This window comes from Nocardioides sp. J9 (assembly GCF_007829375.1).
GTDB lineage: Bacteria > Actinomycetota > Actinomycetes > Propionibacteriales > Nocardioidaceae > Nocardioides.
The window spans coordinates 58,192-74,899 of the sequence record NZ_VLJQ01000099.1 but is presented as its reverse complement, the minus strand read 5'-3'; the positions used below and the strand labels follow the sequence as shown (position 1 = coordinate 74,899).

Annotated in this window: 15 protein-coding genes; 10 read left to right on the top strand and 5 right to left on the bottom strand. The window is 72.2% G+C overall.

Annotated elements, in window-relative coordinates; all coding sequences use genetic code 11:
- Positions 1-44: 44 nt before the first annotated feature.
- The 3 genes from L615_RS17205 (at position 45) to L615_RS24395 (ending at position 2,320) form a co-directional block, all read left to right on the top strand.
- Positions 45-818: a DUF4143 domain-containing protein gene (locus L615_RS17205; RefSeq protein ID WP_145725852.1), complete on the top strand. Its 774-nt coding sequence runs from the start codon at positions 45-47 to the stop codon at positions 816-818.
- Between the two features lie 90 nt (positions 819-908).
- Positions 909-2,075 carry a nucleotide sugar dehydrogenase gene (locus tag L615_RS17200; protein ID WP_145725851.1) on the top strand — a complete coding sequence of 389 codons (1,167 nt, stop codon included), beginning with the start codon at positions 909-911 and terminating at the stop codon, positions 2,073-2,075.
- A 116-nt stretch (positions 2,076-2,191) separates the two neighbouring features.
- A complete protein-coding gene (locus L615_RS24395; protein WP_261376750.1) occupies positions 2,192-2,320 on the top strand; it encodes a hypothetical protein in 129 nt (42 codons plus the stop codon).
- On the opposite strand, the gene L615_RS17195 is transcribed toward L615_RS24395, so the two are convergent.
- Both L615_RS17195 and cysC read right to left on the bottom strand, forming a co-directional pair.
- Complete coding sequence (locus L615_RS17195; protein WP_145725850.1) at positions 2,317-3,348, bottom strand: sulfite exporter TauE/SafE family protein; 1,032 nt, start codon at positions 3,346-3,348, stop codon at positions 2,317-2,319. The two genes, L615_RS24395 and L615_RS17195, sit on opposite strands and share 4 nt — an antisense overlap.
- Entirely contained in the window at positions 3,345-5,195 is a 1,851-nt protein-coding gene (cysC, locus tag L615_RS17190; RefSeq protein WP_145725849.1) for an adenylyl-sulfate kinase, read from the bottom strand. Before cysC ends, L615_RS17195 begins: the two co-directional genes overlap by 4 nt.
- Before the next feature lie 156 nt (positions 5,196-5,351).
- On the opposite strand from cysC, the gene L615_RS17185 reads away from it, so the two are divergent.
- The 3 genes from L615_RS17185 (at position 5,352) to L615_RS17175 (ending at position 6,933) form a co-directional block, all read left to right on the top strand.
- Complete coding sequence (locus L615_RS17185) at positions 5,352-5,810, top strand: helix-turn-helix domain-containing protein (protein ID WP_145725848.1); 459 nt, start codon at positions 5,352-5,354, stop codon at positions 5,808-5,810.
- 5 nt (positions 5,811-5,815) lie between these two features.
- Positions 5,816-6,514: a hypothetical protein gene (locus L615_RS23470; RefSeq protein ID WP_186449908.1), complete on the top strand. Its 699-nt coding sequence runs from the start codon at positions 5,816-5,818 to the stop codon at positions 6,512-6,514.
- Positions 6,515-6,612: 98 nt separating this feature from the next.
- Entirely contained in the window at positions 6,613-6,933 is a 321-nt protein-coding gene (locus L615_RS17175; protein WP_051485494.1) for a DUF2516 family protein, read from the top strand.
- A gap of 744 nt (positions 6,934-7,677) precedes the next feature.
- Here L615_RS17175 and manA read toward each other — a convergent pair.
- From manA to rfbB, 3 genes are read right to left on the bottom strand one after another with little or no spacing between them, the layout of a single operon-like run.
- Positions 7,678-8,859 carry a mannose-6-phosphate isomerase, class I gene (manA, locus tag L615_RS17170; RefSeq protein WP_145725847.1) on the bottom strand — a complete coding sequence of 394 codons (1,182 nt, stop codon included), beginning with the start codon at positions 8,857-8,859 and terminating at the stop codon, positions 7,678-7,680.
- A 4-nt stretch (positions 8,860-8,863) separates the two neighbouring features.
- Positions 8,864-10,249: a bifunctional dTDP-4-dehydrorhamnose 3,5-epimerase family protein/NAD(P)-dependent oxidoreductase gene (locus tag L615_RS17165; protein ID WP_145725846.1), complete on the bottom strand. Its 1,386-nt coding sequence runs from the start codon at positions 10,247-10,249 to the stop codon at positions 8,864-8,866.
- Positions 10,250-10,253: 4 nt separating this feature from the next.
- The gene (gene rfbB / locus L615_RS17160; RefSeq protein WP_145725845.1) at positions 10,254-11,252 is read right to left on the bottom strand and encodes a dTDP-glucose 4,6-dehydratase; all 999 of its coding nucleotides are present in this window, start codon (positions 11,250-11,252) and stop codon (positions 10,254-10,256) included.
- 88 nt (positions 11,253-11,340) lie between these two features.
- Between rfbB and rfbA the strand changes: the two genes are divergently transcribed.
- The 4 genes from rfbA (at position 11,341) to L615_RS17140 (ending at position 16,704) form a co-directional block, all read left to right on the top strand.
- Positions 11,341-12,216 (top strand): glucose-1-phosphate thymidylyltransferase RfbA, encoded by an 876-nt coding sequence (gene rfbA / locus L615_RS17155; protein ID WP_028654668.1) that lies wholly within the window; start codon positions 11,341-11,343, stop codon positions 12,214-12,216.
- Positions 12,217-12,284: 68 nt separating this feature from the next.
- Positions 12,285-13,289 carry a UDP-glucose 4-epimerase GalE gene (gene galE, locus L615_RS17150; RefSeq protein WP_028654667.1) on the top strand — a complete coding sequence of 335 codons (1,005 nt, stop codon included), beginning with the start codon at positions 12,285-12,287 and terminating at the stop codon, positions 13,287-13,289.
- A gap of 479 nt (positions 13,290-13,768) precedes the next feature.
- On the top strand, positions 13,769-15,970 hold the full coding sequence (locus tag L615_RS17145; RefSeq protein WP_145725844.1) for an MMPL family transporter: 2,202 nt from the start codon (positions 13,769-13,771) through the stop codon (positions 15,968-15,970).
- Complete coding sequence (locus tag L615_RS17140; RefSeq protein WP_222430594.1) at positions 15,967-16,704, top strand: hemerythrin domain-containing protein; 738 nt, start codon at positions 15,967-15,969, stop codon at positions 16,702-16,704. Before L615_RS17145 ends, L615_RS17140 begins: the two co-directional genes overlap by 4 nt.
- Positions 16,705-16,708: the final 4 nt, after the last annotated feature.

The window sequence follows — 16,708 nt, the reverse complement described above, 5'->3', positions numbered from 1 at the left end:
ACAAATCGACGAGTTTCGTGCGGAAGTCGTCCTAGAGTGCGGGCGTGGCCGCTGACTTCGTCGCCCGACTGGGCTCGCGGGCCACCGTGCCCGCGGAGGTCCGCACCACCTGGGAGGTGCCGGAGTACGTCGGCGCGCTGGCGCGGGAGGTCACCGACGACGAGCTGCGGCGGATCGCGCGGCAGGCCCGGGCGGTGCGTCGTACCGACCCTGAGAGGGTGCGCGCCGTGCTCACGGCCCTGGCCCGGCCCCCGGCGGCGGAGCTGAACAAGGCGCGGATCGGCGCGGAGGCCGGGATCCCGCCCACCACCGTCGGGCCGTACGTCGACGTGCTGGTCGCGCTCGGCGTCGTGCGCCTGATCCCCGGGTGCCGGTCCCCAGCCGCGCGTCGGGCGATCGGACGTCCGCAGGTGGCGTTCGAGGACCCGGCCCTGGCCCGCCACCTCGCCGGGCTGGGGCCGACAGACCTCCTCGCCTTCTCCCGGCGCCGCCAGCTGGCGCCGCTGCTGCGGGGCATGGTGGCTGCCGAGCTGCTGCGCCAGCAGACCACCAGCGTCGTCGAGCACCGGGTCAGCCACCTGCGGGAGCGCAACGGCCTCGAGGTCGCCATCGTGGTCGAGCTGCCCGACAACACCCTCTACGCCCTCGAGGTGCTCACGGCCGGCAGCCTGCGGCCGCACCAGTTCGCCCGGCTCGAGGCCCTGGCGCGCCGCGCCGGCGCCCGCTTCCGGGGCGGCGTCGTCCTCAACACCGCGACGGCGGGGCACCGCTACGGACCACGGCTGTGGGGACTGCCGATCGCGTCGGTATGGGAGTGACCTGCGTGGGGACCTGACGTGACGTGACGGCGGCCGCGACGTTGAGCCCGGTGTGAGGACCTCCCAGCGCCCCTGCCCGGTGGTGACGCCGTGAAGATCACCGTCGTCGGCACCGGCTACGTCGGCATGTCCAACGCCGTCATCCTCGCCCAGCACCACGACGTCTGGGCGCTCGACGTCGACGCCGAGCGGGTCGCGATGGTCAACCGGCGCGAGTCGCCGATCATCGACCCCGAGCTGCAGGAGTACCTCGCCGAGCGCGAGCTGTCGCTCACCGCGACCCTCGACAAAAAGGAGGCCTATCGCGACGCCTCCTTCGTGGTGATCGCGACGCCGACCGACTACGACCCGGTCACCAACTACTTCGACACCTCCACGGTCGAGGCGGTCGCGGCCGACGCGATCGCGGCGAACCCGGCGGCGACGATCATCATCAAGTCGACCGTGCCGGTCGGCTTCACCTCCCGGCTGTGCGAGCGCCACCTCGGCGCGTCGATCATCTTCAGCCCGGAGTTCCTGCGCGAGGGCCGGGCGCTGCACGACAACCTGCACCCGTCACGGATCGTGGTGGGCTCCGACAGCGAGGCCGGCCACCAGTTCGCGAAGCTGATGCTCCACGGTGCCCTCGACGACGACGTCCCGGTGCTCTTCACCGGCGCCACCGAGGCCGAGGCGATCAAGCTCTTCTCCAACACCTACCTCGCCCTTCGCGTGGCCTACTTCAACGAGCTCGACACCTACGCCTCGATCCACGGCCTCGACTCCAGGCAGATCATCGAGGGCGTCGGGCTCGACCCGCGCATCGGTGCGCACTACAACAACCCGTCCTTCGGGTACGGCGGCTACTGCCTGCCCAAGGACACCAAGCAGCTCCAGGCCAACTACCGCCACGTCCCGCAGAACCTGATCAGCGCGATCGTGGACGCCAACACCACGCGCAAGGACTTCATCGCCGCCGACATCCTCGCCCGCCGCCCTCGGGTGGTCGGCGTCTACCGGCTCACCATGAAGCAGGGCTCGGACAACTTCCGGATGTCCTCGGTGCAGGGCGTGATGAAGCGGATCAAGGCCAAGGGCGTCGAGGTCATCGTCTACGAGCCGGAGCTGGAGGGGGACGCCTTCTTCAACTCCGAGGTGGTCCGCGACCTCGGAGAGTTCAAGAAGCGCTCCGACGTCATCATCGCCAACCGGCGCACCGAGGCCCTGGCGGACGTCGCGGCGAAGGTCTACACCCGCGACATCTACGGCCGGGACTAGACCACCCGCCTCGTCCGACTGCGCCGAGGGCGCACCTGCGCCCCGGGACGAACGTCCCAGGGATTTGAACCATTGTGATGGTTGGTTGCCTCGGACCCGCTGCCTACCGTGGATCCATGGAGACACTGCTCACCCTCGGCGCCCTGTGGGTCGCCGGCGCCACGGCCCTGACCCTGGCGCTCGGGCGGGCCGCGGCCAGCGACGAGCCCTTCCGGCTCGAGCAGCGGGCCCGCGTGCGCGCCTAGGAGGTCCCGGCGTCCCGGTCGCCCGTCGTCGGCGCCCGGTGACCGCTCCGGCCCGCCCCGAGGGACTCGATCTCGCTGACCGTCGGTGCCCCGAACATCGGCAGCCCGTGCCGCTTGCGGAGCACGCCCCACACCAGCGGGACCAGCAGCAGCATCGCGACGCCGATGAGGGCGACCAGGATCGCCTCCAGGGTCTCGTGCCCTTCGCCGAACGGGTGCAGGCCCGCCTTGAAGAGCAGGGCCACCCCCGACATCGTCAGCACGATCACGATGCCGCGACGGATGACCGACTGCGGCACGCGCGGCGCGATCCGGGAGCCGATGAGGGTGCCCGGCACGGAGCCGATCACGAGCGGGATCAGCAGTTCCCAGTCGAGGCCGTGGATGGCGATGTTCGCGATCGCCGCGCTCAGCACGAGCGGTACCGCCTGGACCAGGTCCGTGCCGACGAGGCGGACGGCCGACAGGCCGGGGTAGAGCATCAGCAGCGCGATCATGATGACCGAGCCCGAACCGACGCTGGTGATGCCGACGAGCAGGCCGCCGAGCATGCCGACGAGCAGGGTCGGGACCGGCCGGATCGGCGGGTTGTCGTCCGGCATGACCGCTCCGCTGCGGACGCGGCCGAGGTTGATGTAGAGGCGCAGTGCGTACGTCGACGCGGCGAACAGCAGCGCGATGCCGATGCAGAGCTTGAGCGTCTTCTCGAGGTCGGCGGGGTCGTCGGTCAGCGCGTCGACCAGGTAGGGGCCGACGAACGCCATGGGGACCGATCCCGCGATCAACCACCCGGCCAGGCGCAGGTTGGGGGAGCCCTCCCGGGCGTGCGTGATCGCGCCCCCTGTCTTGTAGATCGCGGCAGCCGTGAGGTCCGCGGTGACGATCGCCGAGGTGTGGCCGACGCCGAGGAAGATCAGCGCAGGCGTCATCAGGGCGCCACCGCCCATGCCGGTCAGGCCGACCACGATGCCGACGAAGAAGCCCGCGGCTGCGATCGAGAGCGCGGTGAGGGTGATCCACTCGGTCATGGCGTGCCTGTCTCGGGAGTGGCCAGTCGCGGCAGCACGGCCGCGAGCAGGGCGTCGATCTGGTCGGCGGATGCCTCCGCGGCCGCCCGGCCACGTCGGTAGGGGTCGCGCACGTCGTGCGCGTCGACGGCACCGGCCCGGCGGTGCCCGGCGGCGGTGACGAGCGCGGCGCCCGTCAGCGACGGGTCGACGCGCTCGATGGTCTCCGCGAACTGCCCCAGGGTGAAGACCTTGCGGAAGGCGCCCGGCACCTCCTCGAGGACGAACGCGCGGTGCGAGGCCTCGGCGGTGAGCACGAGGTCGGCGTCGTTGATCATCTCGCGGGTGAGGCGGCGGCTGGCGAAGGTCTCGGCGACGTCGGCGTCGATGCCGCGGTCGGCGAGCACGACCGCCATGGTCGCGTCGACGTGGTGAGAGCGGAACCCGTGGGTCCCCGCGCTGGAGAACTCGACGCCGGAACGCCCCTGGGTCATCGCCCGCGCCCGCAGCTCCATGTACGGCGAGCGGCAGATGTTGGCGGTGCACACGAAGAGCACGCGCAGCGGGCCGCCGGTTCCGCCCGGGCGGGCGGGGGAGCTGCTGCTCTGGGTGACCGTCCGGGAGGCCCGGTTGCGCTCCGCGGGCGGCTCCGGCGTGGCCCGCGGCCCACGCAGGTCCATGATCCCCTCGGACGCGAGGGCGGCGAGCACGTCGTCGAGCGCGTCGTCGATGGAGCGGCCGGTCGTGTCGACCCGGACGTCGGCGTCCTCGGGCTCCTCGTAGGGGGAGGAGATGCCGGTGAACTCGGGGATCTCGCCACGGCGGGCCTTGGCGTACAGGCCCTTGCGGTCGCGGCGCTCGCACTCCTCCAGCGGCGTGGCGACGTGGACGAGGAAGAACCGCCCGCCCGCCTGCTCGACCATCGCCCGCACCTGCTGCCGGGTCTCGTCGAACGGCGCGATCGGGCTGCAGATCGCGACCCCTCGGTGCCGGGCGATCTCCGCGGCCACCCAGCCGATCCGGCGGATGTTGGTCTCGCGGTCGGCCTTCGAGAAGGTCAGGCCCGCGGAGAGGTTCCGGCGCACGACGTCACCGTCGAGGCTGGTGATGGTCCGGGTGCCCTGCTCGAGCACGCGGTCCATCAGCGCGCGGGCGAGGGTCGACTTGCCGCTGCCGGACAGGCCGGTGAAGAAGAGCACGAGGCCCTGGTCGGCGGGTGCGGGACGCTCCTGCGCCTCGATGTCGGCCAGCTCCGGCAGCGTCCGGCCGCCGGGCTCGAGCTCGACGACGTCGTCGGCGCCGGCGTACCAGGACAGCACCGACTGCCGCAGCGAGGCGTCGGCGTCGGACCCGTGGTCGGTCAGCGGGATCGCGACGACCGCTGCGTCGAGCATCGCTGCGACCCGCACGGTGGCCCGGAGCAGGCCGACCGGGCTGACCGCCGGCGTCCCGACGCCGACGAGGGCGGCGAGCAGGACCGGGCCGAGCCCGCGCAGCTGCTCGAGCTGGGTGTCGGTGACGAGGTCGGTCACCGGGACGACGGTGCGTCCGGCGTACCGCTCACGGGCCTCCTCCGGGGGGAGGTACAGGGAGCGGAACGCGCCGAACTGCGCGTGGGTCAGCGGCTCGACGCTCAGGCCGCGCAGGGTCCGGGAGACGCGGGCGAGGGGAAGGCCCTCGGGGTCGACGAGCTCGACCGGGTGGCCCTCGTCGAGGTGGGTCTCGAGGTCCTCGGGCAGGTCGAGGGTGATCGGGCTGCCCGGCTCGTTGAAGCCGACGATGGGGCCGGCTGCGCCGGAGGTCAGCAGCTCCAGGTCGTCGAGCTCCCGCGGGGTCGGGCAGTGCTGGGGGACGGAGGGACTCGACACGGACGTGATCGTACAGAGTCGAGTGAGTTGATCCCATTTGAAGACTGATAGTCGGGACCTTGCACCGGACCGCGTCGAGCACCGCGCACCTCGTGTGAAGGAGTTCACGGGTCGCGTGCTTGCAAAGTGCTAACTCTTGCTAGCACCATGGGTCGCATGGCCAAGGGAAAGGTCGGGAAGACCGTCGGGTCGCTCGGTGACTACCTCAAGGAGCAGCGGGTGTCGGCCCGCCTCTCGTTGAGGCAGCTCGCCGACCAGGCAGGTGTTTCCAACCCGTATCTCAGCCAGATCGAGCGCGGCCTCCGCAAGCCGTCCGCCGAGGTCCTCCAGCAGATCGCGAAGGCCCTCCGGATCTCTGCGGAGCAGCTCTACATCCGGGCAGGGATCCTCAGCCCGGACGACGGCGTCGGTGGCTCGGTCGAGCTCGCCATCCTCGGCGACACCGGCCTGACCGAGCGGCAGAAGCAGTCGCTCCTCGACGTCTACGCCTCGTTCCTCGCCCTCAACGCCGCCGAGGCGGCGGAGTCCGAGGACGAGCCGGACGCCGACGACGCCGACAGCGCTCCGATCCCGACCGAGAACGATCCCGACAGCACCACCACCAACGAAGGATGAACTCAATGCCCAAGCTTGACCTCCCCAAGCTCGACCTCCCGAAGATCGACGTCCCCTCGATCGACCTGAAGGCGATCGACCTGCCGGAGCTCCCCCCGGCTGCCGCGAAGCCGATCTACGCCGGCGTCGGTGCGACCGACCTCGCCGTGGAGAAGGTCGTCGCCTACGTCGCCGAGGTCCAGGCCAAGGTCACCGCCCGCGTCGCCGAGGTCCAGAAGGACGTCACCACCCGCGTCGCCGGCGTGCAGAGCTCCGTGAAGGCGTTCGAGCTGCCGCAGCCGAAGTCCCTCCAGGGCAAGGCCGAGGCGAAGATCGCCGAGCTGCAGGCCGACGCCAAGGCCCTCCCGGCCAAGGTGCAGAGCACCGTCAAGGGCGCCTACGACGAGAACGTCGCCGTCGCGACCGCGCTGTACGCCGACCTCGCCAAGCGCGGTGAGGGCGTCGTCGTGAAGCTGCGCTCCGGCGAGGCCCCGAAGCCGGCCGCCCCGGCCAAGAAGGCCCCGGCCGTCAAGGCGCCCGCCGAGAAGGCCGAGGCCGCTCCGGCGAAGAAGGCTGCCGCCAAGAAGGCGCCGGCCAAGAAGGCTGCCGCGAAGAAGGCGCCGGCCAGGAAGGCTGCCGCGAAGAAGGCGCCCGCGAAGAAGGCTCCGGCCAAGAAGACGCCCGCCGCGTCGGCTCCGGCCACCGAGGCCACGCCCGCCAGCTGAGCGAGCACCGCACAGCATCACGACCCCGGGGACTCCCCGGGGTCGTGGTCGTTCTCGGGGCGGTACGACGCCCCGCCACCCCGTAGGATCGAGTCACCATGCAGGACGTCTTTCTTCCCCGGCTGCCCGAGGGCCTCGAGCTCGGCTGGGCGATCGAGGGCTGGGTCTTCGTGATCGTCGCCTTCGTCGTCCTCGTCGTGAAGGTCTTCGCGCTCGTCAGTGCGCTGCTCTACTCCAACGAGGCGTACCACGCGGCCGACAAGCTCAACAAGACGACCTGGTGCGCGATCCTCGGCGTCGGCGTCCTGCTGCACGTGGTCCCCGTCCCGCTGACGCTGGTCAACCTCGCCCTGCTCGTCGCCGCGCTCGTCTACCTCGCCGACGTGCGCCCCGCCCTCGCTGGCCTGCGCCGACGCTGACGGTCACGCCGCTGCGCACCGCGGTGCACCGGACTGTCCCCGGCACAGCCCGCCTGTCGGCCCCGGTGGGTCTGCCGCTGGTTGAGGTGTGAGGCGCCCCGGCGCCGAGCCTCGAAACCTGCGGCACGGGTGCACCGGACTGTGCCCACTACAGCCCGTCTTGCAGGCCCGGTGGTTTCGAGGCTCGGCCGCGGGCGGCCTCGCACCTCAACGAGCTGGATGGCGCGAGTGCGTCGCTCGTTCCTCGCGCCGCGCTGCCGCGCCGCGGTTGCCTCCGGTGCAGGGCTGGCTTGGCCTGGCGGCAAGACCGCCGGCACGCGCGACCTCGCCTCCCTGCGCCTCCGGTCGCTCGTCCCTCGCTCCGTGCGGCTCCGGGCCGGCTCGGTCGCGCGTACGCCGGCCCTGCGCCCGCTGGTTGAGGCGTGAGGCGCGCTAGCGCCGAGCCTCGAAACCTGCGGCACCGGTGCACCGGGCTGTGACCGGGACAGTCCGCCTGGCCGGCCCGGAGGTTTCGAGGCTCCTCGCTGGCGCTCGTCGCACCTCAACCACCGGGGGTGGAGCGACGCGCTCGCGCCACAGGGTGTCGGTCAGGCTTGCCGCCAGGCGGTCTCAGCCATGTACCGGGGGCAACGGCGCGCGCGGCAGCGCGGCGCCCGCGCCGGAGGCGCGTCGGCGACAAGCGCGGGCCGAAGCGGAGCGAGTGCCCGTGCGCGGTCGTCGACAGGCGACGCGCTCGCGCCAGACCTACAGCAGGTCGAAGAGCTGGCCGCGCTCGTCGGTGCCGGGGACGAAGGCCTGGGCGATCTCGCCGGTGCCGCCGACGCGGAGCTCGCCGTCGCTCTCGTCGGCGAAGGCGACGTCGCCGCGGTGCAGGCGGAGCACCTCGTCGCGGCGGTTGACCAGGGCCACCTCGCCGCCCGTGCACACGAGCAGGCGGGTGCCGGAGGCGGGGAGCACGACGCCGGCGGGGTCGGCGGGGGAGCTCTGGGTGACCGACAGGGCGAAGTCGTCGCAGGGGGCGAACACGTCGGTGGAGTAGTTGAAGACGCGCGGCTCGACGCGGGCGGCGCGGGAGGTGCCCTCCTCCAGGCACTGCACGAGGCCCTGGGCGTCGATGTGCTTGGTGGTCAGGCCGGCGCGCAGCACGTTGTCGGAGGAGACCATGACCTCGAGGCACAGGCCCTTGAGGTGCGCGTGGATGATGCCGGTGGCGAGGTACGCCGCCTCGCCGGGCTGCAGGGTGAGCCGATTCAGCAGCAGCGAGATGATCACGCCGACGTCGCCGGGGCAGTGCTCGGCGATCTCGACGGCGGTCTCGAAGGCGCGGCGCACGTCGCGGCCGGCGTCCAGCGCCTTGTCGCAGGCGGTGACGACCTCGCCCACGGTGTCGGGCGCGGGCGGCTCGGCGAGCAGGCCCTCGATGAGCCGGATGATCCCGTTGAACCCCGAGTGCACCGTGAGGCTGGACATCAGCTGGTCGGCGAGCGGGTGCTCGAGGGCCTGCAGCACCCGCATGATCTCCGAGGTGCGGCGCAGGCCCACGAGGGTGTCGAAGGTGCTGAGCGCGTAGACCATCTCGGGCTTCGGGTGCGGGTCCTTGAAGACGCGCGCGGGGGAGTCGAGCGGGATGCCCGCGTCCTCCTCGGCGGCGAACCCGGCGGCGGCACGGGCGGCGTCGGGGTGCACCTGGATGGAGAGCGGCCGCTCGGCAGCGAGCACCTTCAGCATGAAGTCCAGCTCGCCGGCGACCTCGGTCAGCGGCTGCTCGTCCCCGGAGGGCTGGACCACGCGCGCGGTCCCGAGCGGGTGGGTGCCGATCCAGACCTCGGCGACCCGGCTGCCGTCGGCGTCCTGGCGCTGGAAACCGGGGATGGCGTGGGTGGAGCCCCAGTCGTACGACTGGGTGGGACAGCTGAGCGCGCGCATCGGGTCAGTCTAGATGGGAGAGGTACTCGGTCAGTGCGGTATCGGCGTCGGTGCTCACGAACCCGGTGGCCGCGATCTTGTCGAGCGCCAGCGTGCTGTGGAGCGGCCGCGGCGCGAGGTCCTTGCCGGCGCCGTACTCCTCCGTGGTCACCGACGAGACCCGGGCCGGGTCGTGCCCGGTGAGCTCGAAGACCCGGCGCGCGTAGTCGGCCCACGAACGGGGCTCGCCGCCGTTGGTGACGTTGTAGGTGCCGTACGGCGCGCCGCTGGTCACCAGGTGGTGGGTGGCACGCGCGAGCTCGGCGGCGAAGGTGAGCCGGCCGACCTGGTCGTCGACGACCGCCGGGTCGACACCGTCGGCGGCCAGCCGGGCCATCGTGCGCACGAAGTTGTGGCCGTCGCCGATCACCCACGAGGTGCGCAGCACGTAGTGCTTCGGGGCGGTGCCGACGGCGAGGTCGCCGGCTGCCTTGGTCTGCCCGTAGACACCGAGGGGCGCGAACGGCTCGTCCTCGCGGTGGCCGCCCTCGACCGCGGCACCGTCGAAGACGTAGTCGGTCGAGTAGTGCACGAGCGTGATCCCGTGCCGTGCGGCAACCGCCGCGAGCGCTGCGGGCGCGGCCGCGTTCGCCGCCCACGCGGCGGTCCGTCCTTCAGACGTCTCCGCGCGGTCGACCGCGGTGTAGGCGGCGGCGTTGACGATCAGGTCGTAGTCCTGCCACGGCCAGGCCGCCAGCGCCTTCGGGTCGGTGATGTCGAGCTCGTCGAGGTCGACGAGGGTGGCGCCGGGGAAGAGGGGGGCGAGCGCGCGGCCGAGCTGGCCGTTGCACCCGGTGACCAGCGTGCGCTTGGGCTGCATCGGGGTGACCTCGGCCAGCCGCGGGTTCACCCGGTCCTTGTCGGAGACCTCGGCCTCGTCGAGCGGGATCGGCCACGGGATGCCGGCGGTCTCGTCGGCGAGGTGCACCGCCGGGTAGGAGAACCCGGCCACGTAGTGGTCGTTGACGAGGTAGGAGTAGACGGTCCCGTCCTCGAGCGCCTGGTAGGAGTTGCCGACGCCGCGCGGCACGAAGACGGCGACGCCCTCGTCGACCTCGGTCCAGAAGGTCGCGCCGAAGCTGTCGCCGGCGCGCAGGTCCACCCAGGCGGCGAAGACGCGGCCGCTGGCGACCGAGACGAGCTTGTCCCACGGCTCGGCGTGCACGCCGCGGGTCACCCCGCGGGTGGCGTTGAAGCTGATGTTGTTCTGCACCGGGCCGAAGTCGGGCAGGCCCTGGGCGACCATCCGCTCGCGGTGCCAGTTCTCCTTGAACCAGCCGCGGGCGTCGCGGTGCACGGCCAGGTCGAGGACGACCAGCCCCGGGATGGGGGTCGTCTGCACACCGGTCACCGGGTCACTGCCCCTTCGCGGCGTACGCCGCCTCGGTGGCGGCCTTCGCCGGGCGCCACCAGTCGGCGTTGTCCTGGTACCAGCGCACCGTCTGCTCGAGGCCGGAGGAGAAGTCGGCGTACTGCGGCGTCCAGCCCAGCTCGGTGCGCAGCTTGGTGGAGTCGATGGCGTAGCGCAGGTCGTGCCCGGCGCGGTCGGTGACGTGCTCGAAGTCGTCGCGGTCGCGGCCCATCAGCTCGAGGATCATCTGCACGACCTCGAGGTTGGACTTCTCGCCGTCGGCGCCGATCAGGTAGGTCTCGCCGATCCGGCCGCGCTCGAGGATCGTGAGCACGGCGGAGGAGTGGTCCTCGGTGTGGATCCAGTCGCGCACGTTCTCCCCGGAGCCGTAGAGGCGGGGGCGCCGGCCCTCGATCACCTCGGTGATCTGGCGGGGGATGAACTTCTCGACGTGCTGCCACGGGCCGTAGTTGTTCGAGCAGTTCGAGATCGTCGCCTGCACGCCGAAGCTGCGCACCCAGGCCCGGACCAGGTGGTCGGAGCCCGCCTTCGACGCGGAGTACGGCGACGACGGCTGGTACGGCGTGTGCTCGGTGAACCGCTGCGGGTCGTCGAGCTCGAGGTCGCCGTACACCTCGTCGGTGGAGACGTGGTGGAAGCGCACGCCCGCCTTGCGCACCGCCTCGAGCAGCGTGAACGTGCCGACCAGGTTGGTGCGGATGAACGGCGAGGGGTCGTCGAGCGAGTTGTCGTTGTGCGACTCGGCGGCGTAGTGCACGACCGCGTCGGCCTCGCCCACGAGCGGCTCGACGACCTCGGCGTCGGCGATGTCACCCTCGACCAGCCGCACCCGGTCACCCGGCAGCCCCGCCAGCGACTCGCGCGACGCGGCGTACGTCATCTTGTCGAGGACGGTCACCGTCGCGTCGGTGTGACGGACGACGTGGTGGACGAAGTTGGAGCCGATGAAGCCGGCTCCACCCGTGACGAGGATGCGGTGCACGGCGGGCAGTCTAGGTGTGCTGCCCCGCGCCAGCCCGGTTTAGGCGACAATGGCCGCCGTCACCCACGGCGAAGGAGCGGGAAATCACATGCGCGGGATCATCCTCGCCGGCGGCACCGGCAGCCGACTGCACCCGATCACCCATGCGATCAGCAAGCAGCTGATGCCGATCTACGACAAGCCGATGATCTACTACCCGCTCTCCACGCTGATGCTGGCGGGGATCCGTGAGGTGCTGGTCATCACGACACCGCACGAGTCCGACCAGTTCCAGCGGCTGCTGGGCGACGGCTCGCAGTTCGGCATCGAGATCACCTACGCCGTCCAGCCCTCGCCCGACGGGCTCGCCCAGGCGTTCCTGATCGGCGAGGAGCACCTCGCCGGCGGCGGCGCCGGCCTGGTCCTCGGCGACAACATCTTCTACGGCGCCGGGCTCGGCACCCAGCTGTCCCGCTTCGCTGACCTCGACGGTGCCGCGGTCTTCGGCTACCGCGTGGCCGACCCGACGGCGTACGGCGTCGTGGAGTTCGACGACCAGGGCCGCGCCCTGTCACTGGAGGAGAAGCCGGAGAAGCCGCGCAGCCCGTTCGCGGTGCCCGGCCTCTACTTCTACGGCGCGGACGTGGTGGAGAAGGCGAGGACGCTGGAGCCGTCCGCCCGCGGCGAGCTGGAGATCACCGACCTCAACCGGATGTACCTCGAGGAGGGGCGCCTCGAGGTCGAGGTGCTGCCGCGCGGCACCGCGTGGCTCGACACGGGGACCTTCGACGACCTCAACGACGCCAGCAACTTCGTGCGCGCGCTCGAGGCGCGGCAGGGCACCAAGGTCGGTGCGCCCGAGGAAGTCGCCTGGCGCCTCGGGTTCATCGACGACGCCCAGCTGGCCACCCTGGCCGAGGGCCTGCTGAAGAGCGGCTACGGCCGCTACCTGCTCAGCCTGCTCGACGAGAAGCACCACGGCTGAGACCGAGGCCACGCCCGCGGTGGTCCGTTGACCAGCCCGCGCCGGGCCGGCTGGGTATCGTCGCGGGCATGAAGGTCCTCGTCACCGGCGGAGCCGGCTACATCGGCTCCATCACCGCCAAGGCGCTCGAGCAGGCCGGCCACGTGCCGGTCGTCCTCGACTCGCTGCTCACCGGCCCGCGGCAGTACGTCGGCGACCGGATCTTCTACGAGGGCGACATCGCCGACCGGGCGCTGCTGCGCCGCATCGTCGAGGAGCACCCCGACATCCACGCGACCATCCACATGGCCGCGCGCATCGTCGTGCCCGAGTCGGTGCAGAAGCCTTACGAGTACTACCGCGACAACGTCACCAAGTCGCTGGAGATGTTCGACGAGCTCACCGCACTCGGCAAGCCGCGCATCATCTTCTCCTCGACCGCGTCGCTCTACGCGATGACACCGCAGTTCGAGGTCACCGAGGAGGACCCGGTCGATCCGACGTCCCCCTACGCGCGGACGAAGCGGATGATGGAGCAGGTCCTCGAGGACCTCTCCCGCGCCAGCGACCTGCGCGCGATCATCCTGCGCTACTTCAACCCGATCGGGGCCGACCCGGACCTCACGACCGGCTACCACCTGCGCGACGCCACGCACGTCGTACCGCTGATGGCGCAGACGGCCCTCGGCTACCGCGACACCTTCACCCTCACCGGCACCGACCACCCGACCCGCGACGGCACGGGCATCCGCGACTACATCCACGTCTGGGACCTCGCCCGCGCCCACGTGCGCGCCGTCGAGGAGTTCGACGCCGTGCTGTCCAAGGTCGACGGCACCTACACCTACATCAACCTCGGCGGCGGTGACGGCGTCACCGTGCGCGAGCTCCTCGCCGCGGTCGAGCGCGTCGTCGGCAAGCCGGTCCCGGTCACCGAGGCCCCGCCTCGCCCCGGTGACGCCCCCGGCGCCTTCGCCAACGCCGACAAGGCCCGCGAGCTGCTGGGCTGGCGCACCGAGCTCTCCCTCGACGAGGCCATCGCCTCCGCCCTGGCTTGGGGCGAGAAGCGGCAGGAGATCCTCGGCTACGCGTAGCGGGTCTCGGGACCGGGCTGTGGTGGGCACAGCCCGGTGCACCGGAGCCGCAGGTTTCGAGGCTCGGCGCTAGCGCGCCTCGCACCTCAACCAGCGGCGGTTGGGCGTGCGGCACGTCCTGTCTCGTGCTGGATCGGCGACGGTGGTGCCCGGTGGTTGAGGTGCGACGAGCGCCAGCGAGGAGCCTCGAAACCTCCGGGCCCGGCGGGCTGACTGTGATGGGCACAGTCCCTGCGCCGGTGCGCTGGTTTCGAGGCTCGGCGCTGGGGCGCCTCGCACCTCAACCAGCGGCTGGGCGTCGGCGGTGGGCGGCCTGGCACCTCAACCAGCGGCGGGGCGTCGGCCGCGGGCGGCCCTCTCCCTCAACCGGCGGCAGTCGGTAGGGCGCGACTGGAGCCGGGCTCCAGTCGCGCACAAGCACGGCTCAAGGAGCCTCCCCGACGGTGGGTGCCGAACCCACCGATCCAGGAGGCACCTCGATGTCCACCCTTCATCACCTCGGCCGCGCGGCCGCGCTCCACCCGTGGCGCGTGCTCGGCGCGTGGCTCGTGGCGCTGGTCGCGCTCGGCGGCCTCGCCGCGACGGCCGGCGGCACGCTCCAGGACAACTGGAACGTGCCCGGCACACCCGCGCAGCGCGGGATCGACACCCTGCGTGAGCACTTCCCCGACGCGGGCGGCTCCTCCGCGCAGGTCGTCCTGCACGACGACGGCCCGCTCGACGAGCGGGTCGTCAACGACGTCCTCGACCGGCTCGCGGCCACCGAGCACGTCGCGACGGCCACCCCGCGCTGGTCCGAGGACCGCGACACCGCACTGCTCCAGGTCCGGTACGACGTGCCGACCACCGACAACGACATCGTCGGTGACCTCGCCCCGCTCGAGGCGGCCGGTCAGCCGGCCGAGGACGCCGGCTACCAGGTGGAGCTCGGTGGCGAGCTGCCGAGCACCGCGACCGAGATCGAGGGCCGCGGCGAGCTGATCGGCATCGTGGTCGCCCTGCTGCTCCTCGTCGTCGCGTTCGGCTCCGTCGTCGCCGCCGGGCTGCCCGTCGCCACCGCGGTCGGCGGCCTGGTCGCCGGCTCGTCCGGCGTCATCGTGCTGGCCGGCCTCGTCGACGTCTCGCCGACCGCGCCGACGGTCGCCACGATGGTCGGCCTCGGCGTCGGTATCGACTACGCGCTGCTGATCGTCACCCGGCACGTCGAGCGGCTCCGCGCCGGCGACACCCCGGTCGAGGCAGCCGGCCGCGCCGTCGGCACCGCCGGTCGCGCCGTCGTCGGCGCGGGCCTCACCGTCCTGGTGTCCCTGATGGGCCTCGGGCTCGCCGGCCTGCCGACCTTCTCGGCCTTCGGCATCGCGACCGCGATCTCGGTCCTCGGCGTCATGGCCGCCGCGCTCACCCTGGTGCCCGCGCTCTGCGCCCTCGCCGGGCAGCGGGTGGCCCCCCGCCGCGAGCGCCGCGAGGAGACCGGCGACACGCGGGACTCCAGCCGCGAGCCGCTCGTCGCCCGCTGGGCGGTCCGTGTCAGCCGTCGCCCGGTCGCGTGGGCGCTGCTCGCCCTCACCGTGATGACCGCGCTCGCCGCACCGGCGCTCGGGATGCGCACGTGGCCGCAGGACGGGGGCTCCGACCCGCTCGGCACCACCACCCGCGCGGCGCACGACCTGGTCGCCGACGAGTTCGGGCCGGGTGCGAACGGGCCGATCACGCTCGTCGCGGAGCTCGACCGCGTCACGCGCGCCGAGGTCGACACCCTGCGGCAGCGCATCGACGCCCGCGCCGACATCGCGGCCTCGGGGCCGGTCAGCGTCTCCCCGGACGGCGCCCTCGCCGTCTGGGACGTCGAGCCGACCACCGCCCCCAGCGACGAGGCCACCATGGACACCCTGACCGAGCTGCGCGCCGACGTACTGCCCGACGGCGTCGACGCCACCGGCTACGTGCCCATCCTCGGTGACATCTCCGAGATGCTGGCCGACCGGCTCTGGGTCGTCGTCGGCTTCGTGGTCGCGGTGTCGGTCGTGCTGCTGGCCCTGATGTTCCGCTCGGTCGTCGTGCCGCTCAAGGCGGCGGCGATGAACCTGCTGTCGGTGGCCGCGGCGTTCGGCGTGCTGACCCTGGTCTTCCAGCACGGCTGGGGGCTCTCGCTGCTCGGCGTCGACCACGCGATCCCGGTGTCCAGCTGGGTGCCGATCCTGCTGTTCGCGGTGCTCTTCGGGCTCTCGATGGACTACGAGGTCTTCCTGCTGTCCGCCGTGCGCGACGACTGGCTCGACACCGGTGACGCCCACCGCTCCGTCGTCCGCGGCCTGGCGTCGACGGGCCGGCTGATCTCGGTGGCCGCGGCGATCATGGTCGCCGTCTTCCTCGGCTTCGCCAGCGAGGCCGCCGTGGTCGTGAAGATGCTCGGCCTGGGCCTGGCCGTCGCGGTCGCCCTCGACGCCACCGTCGTCCGGATGGTGCTGGTGCCCGCGACCATGACGCTCCTCGGCCGCTGGAACTGGTGGTGGCCCGGCAGCAGCCTTTCCGCCGGCACCCCGACCGGACGACCGGTCGACCAGGCCGACCAGACCGACCAGGCCGACCAGACCGACCAGGCCGACCAGACCGACCAGGCCGACCAGGCCGACCAGGCCGACGAGACCGATCACGAGATGGAGAAGGAGGAGGTCCGGTGAGCACGTCGTACCCCCAGCAGCTGATGCTCCCCGGCCAGGCGGCCGCACCGGGCGGCCCGGTCGACATGACCGTGATGTACCTGATGCACCACGGGTTCCGCCGCGACCTGCGGAAGTTCGCGGCCGCCGCGCCGGCGACGCCGGTCGACGACCGGGCCACCTGGCGGGCGCTGCTCACCCGGTGGGACCGGTTCGCCGGGATCCTGCACCACCACCACAGCGGTGAGGACACCGGCATCTGGCCGTGGCTGATGGCACGCGCCGACGCCGACGAGCGGGCCACCCTGGAGGCGATGGAGGCCGAGCACGACGAGATCGACCCGACGCTCGCGGCGTGCCGCGACCTGCTCGCGGTTCTCGCCGACGAGGCCCCCGGCACAGCCGGTGCCGGTCGCAGCCGGGAGGAGGTGCGGGCCGGGCTCTCGGTACGCCTCGCCGAGGCCGCCGACCGGCTCGGGGCTCACCTCCGCCACGAGGAGTCCGAGGCGATGGTCATCTTCCAGCGGTACATGACCCCGGAGGACTGGAAGGCGGTCGAGGCCGAGCACTTCCGCAGCCAGGAGACCCTCGGCCAGCTCGCGTACATGGTGGCCTGGATCGCCGAGGAGCTGCCGACCGACGTGCTGCGCGGCGCGCTGGACGACGCCGGGTTCGGGATGCGGGTCGTGCTCCGCCTCGGCCGGCCGGGCTTCGCCCGCCTCGAGCGCAAGGCGTTCCGGCGCCTGCCTGGCTGACCCC

Coding starts and splice junctions, on each gene's coding strand:
- L615_RS24395 (WP_261376750.1), top strand. CDS start 2,192: ATGGAGACACTGCTCACCCTCGGCGCCCTGTGGGTCGCCGGCGCCACG.
- L615_RS17195 (WP_145725850.1), bottom strand. CDS start 3,348: ATGACCGAGTGGATCACCCTCACCGCGCTCTCGATCGCAGCCGCGGGC.
- L615_RS17145 (WP_145725844.1), top strand. CDS start 13,769: ATGTCCACCCTTCATCACCTCGGCCGCGCGGCCGCGCTCCACCCGTGG.
- galE (WP_028654667.1), top strand. CDS start 12,285: ATGAAGGTCCTCGTCACCGGCGGAGCCGGCTACATCGGCTCCATCACC.
- L615_RS23470 (WP_186449908.1), top strand. CDS start 5,816: ATGCCCAAGCTTGACCTCCCCAAGCTCGACCTCCCGAAGATCGACGTC.
- L615_RS17185 (WP_145725848.1), top strand. CDS start 5,352: ATGGCCAAGGGAAAGGTCGGGAAGACCGTCGGGTCGCTCGGTGACTAC.
- L615_RS17175 (WP_051485494.1), top strand. CDS start 6,613: ATGCAGGACGTCTTTCTTCCCCGGCTGCCCGAGGGCCTCGAGCTCGGC.
- rfbA (WP_028654668.1), top strand. CDS start 11,341: ATGCGCGGGATCATCCTCGCCGGCGGCACCGGCAGCCGACTGCACCCG.
- manA (WP_145725847.1), bottom strand. CDS start 8,859: ATGCGCGCGCTCAGCTGTCCCACCCAGTCGTACGACTGGGGCTCCACC.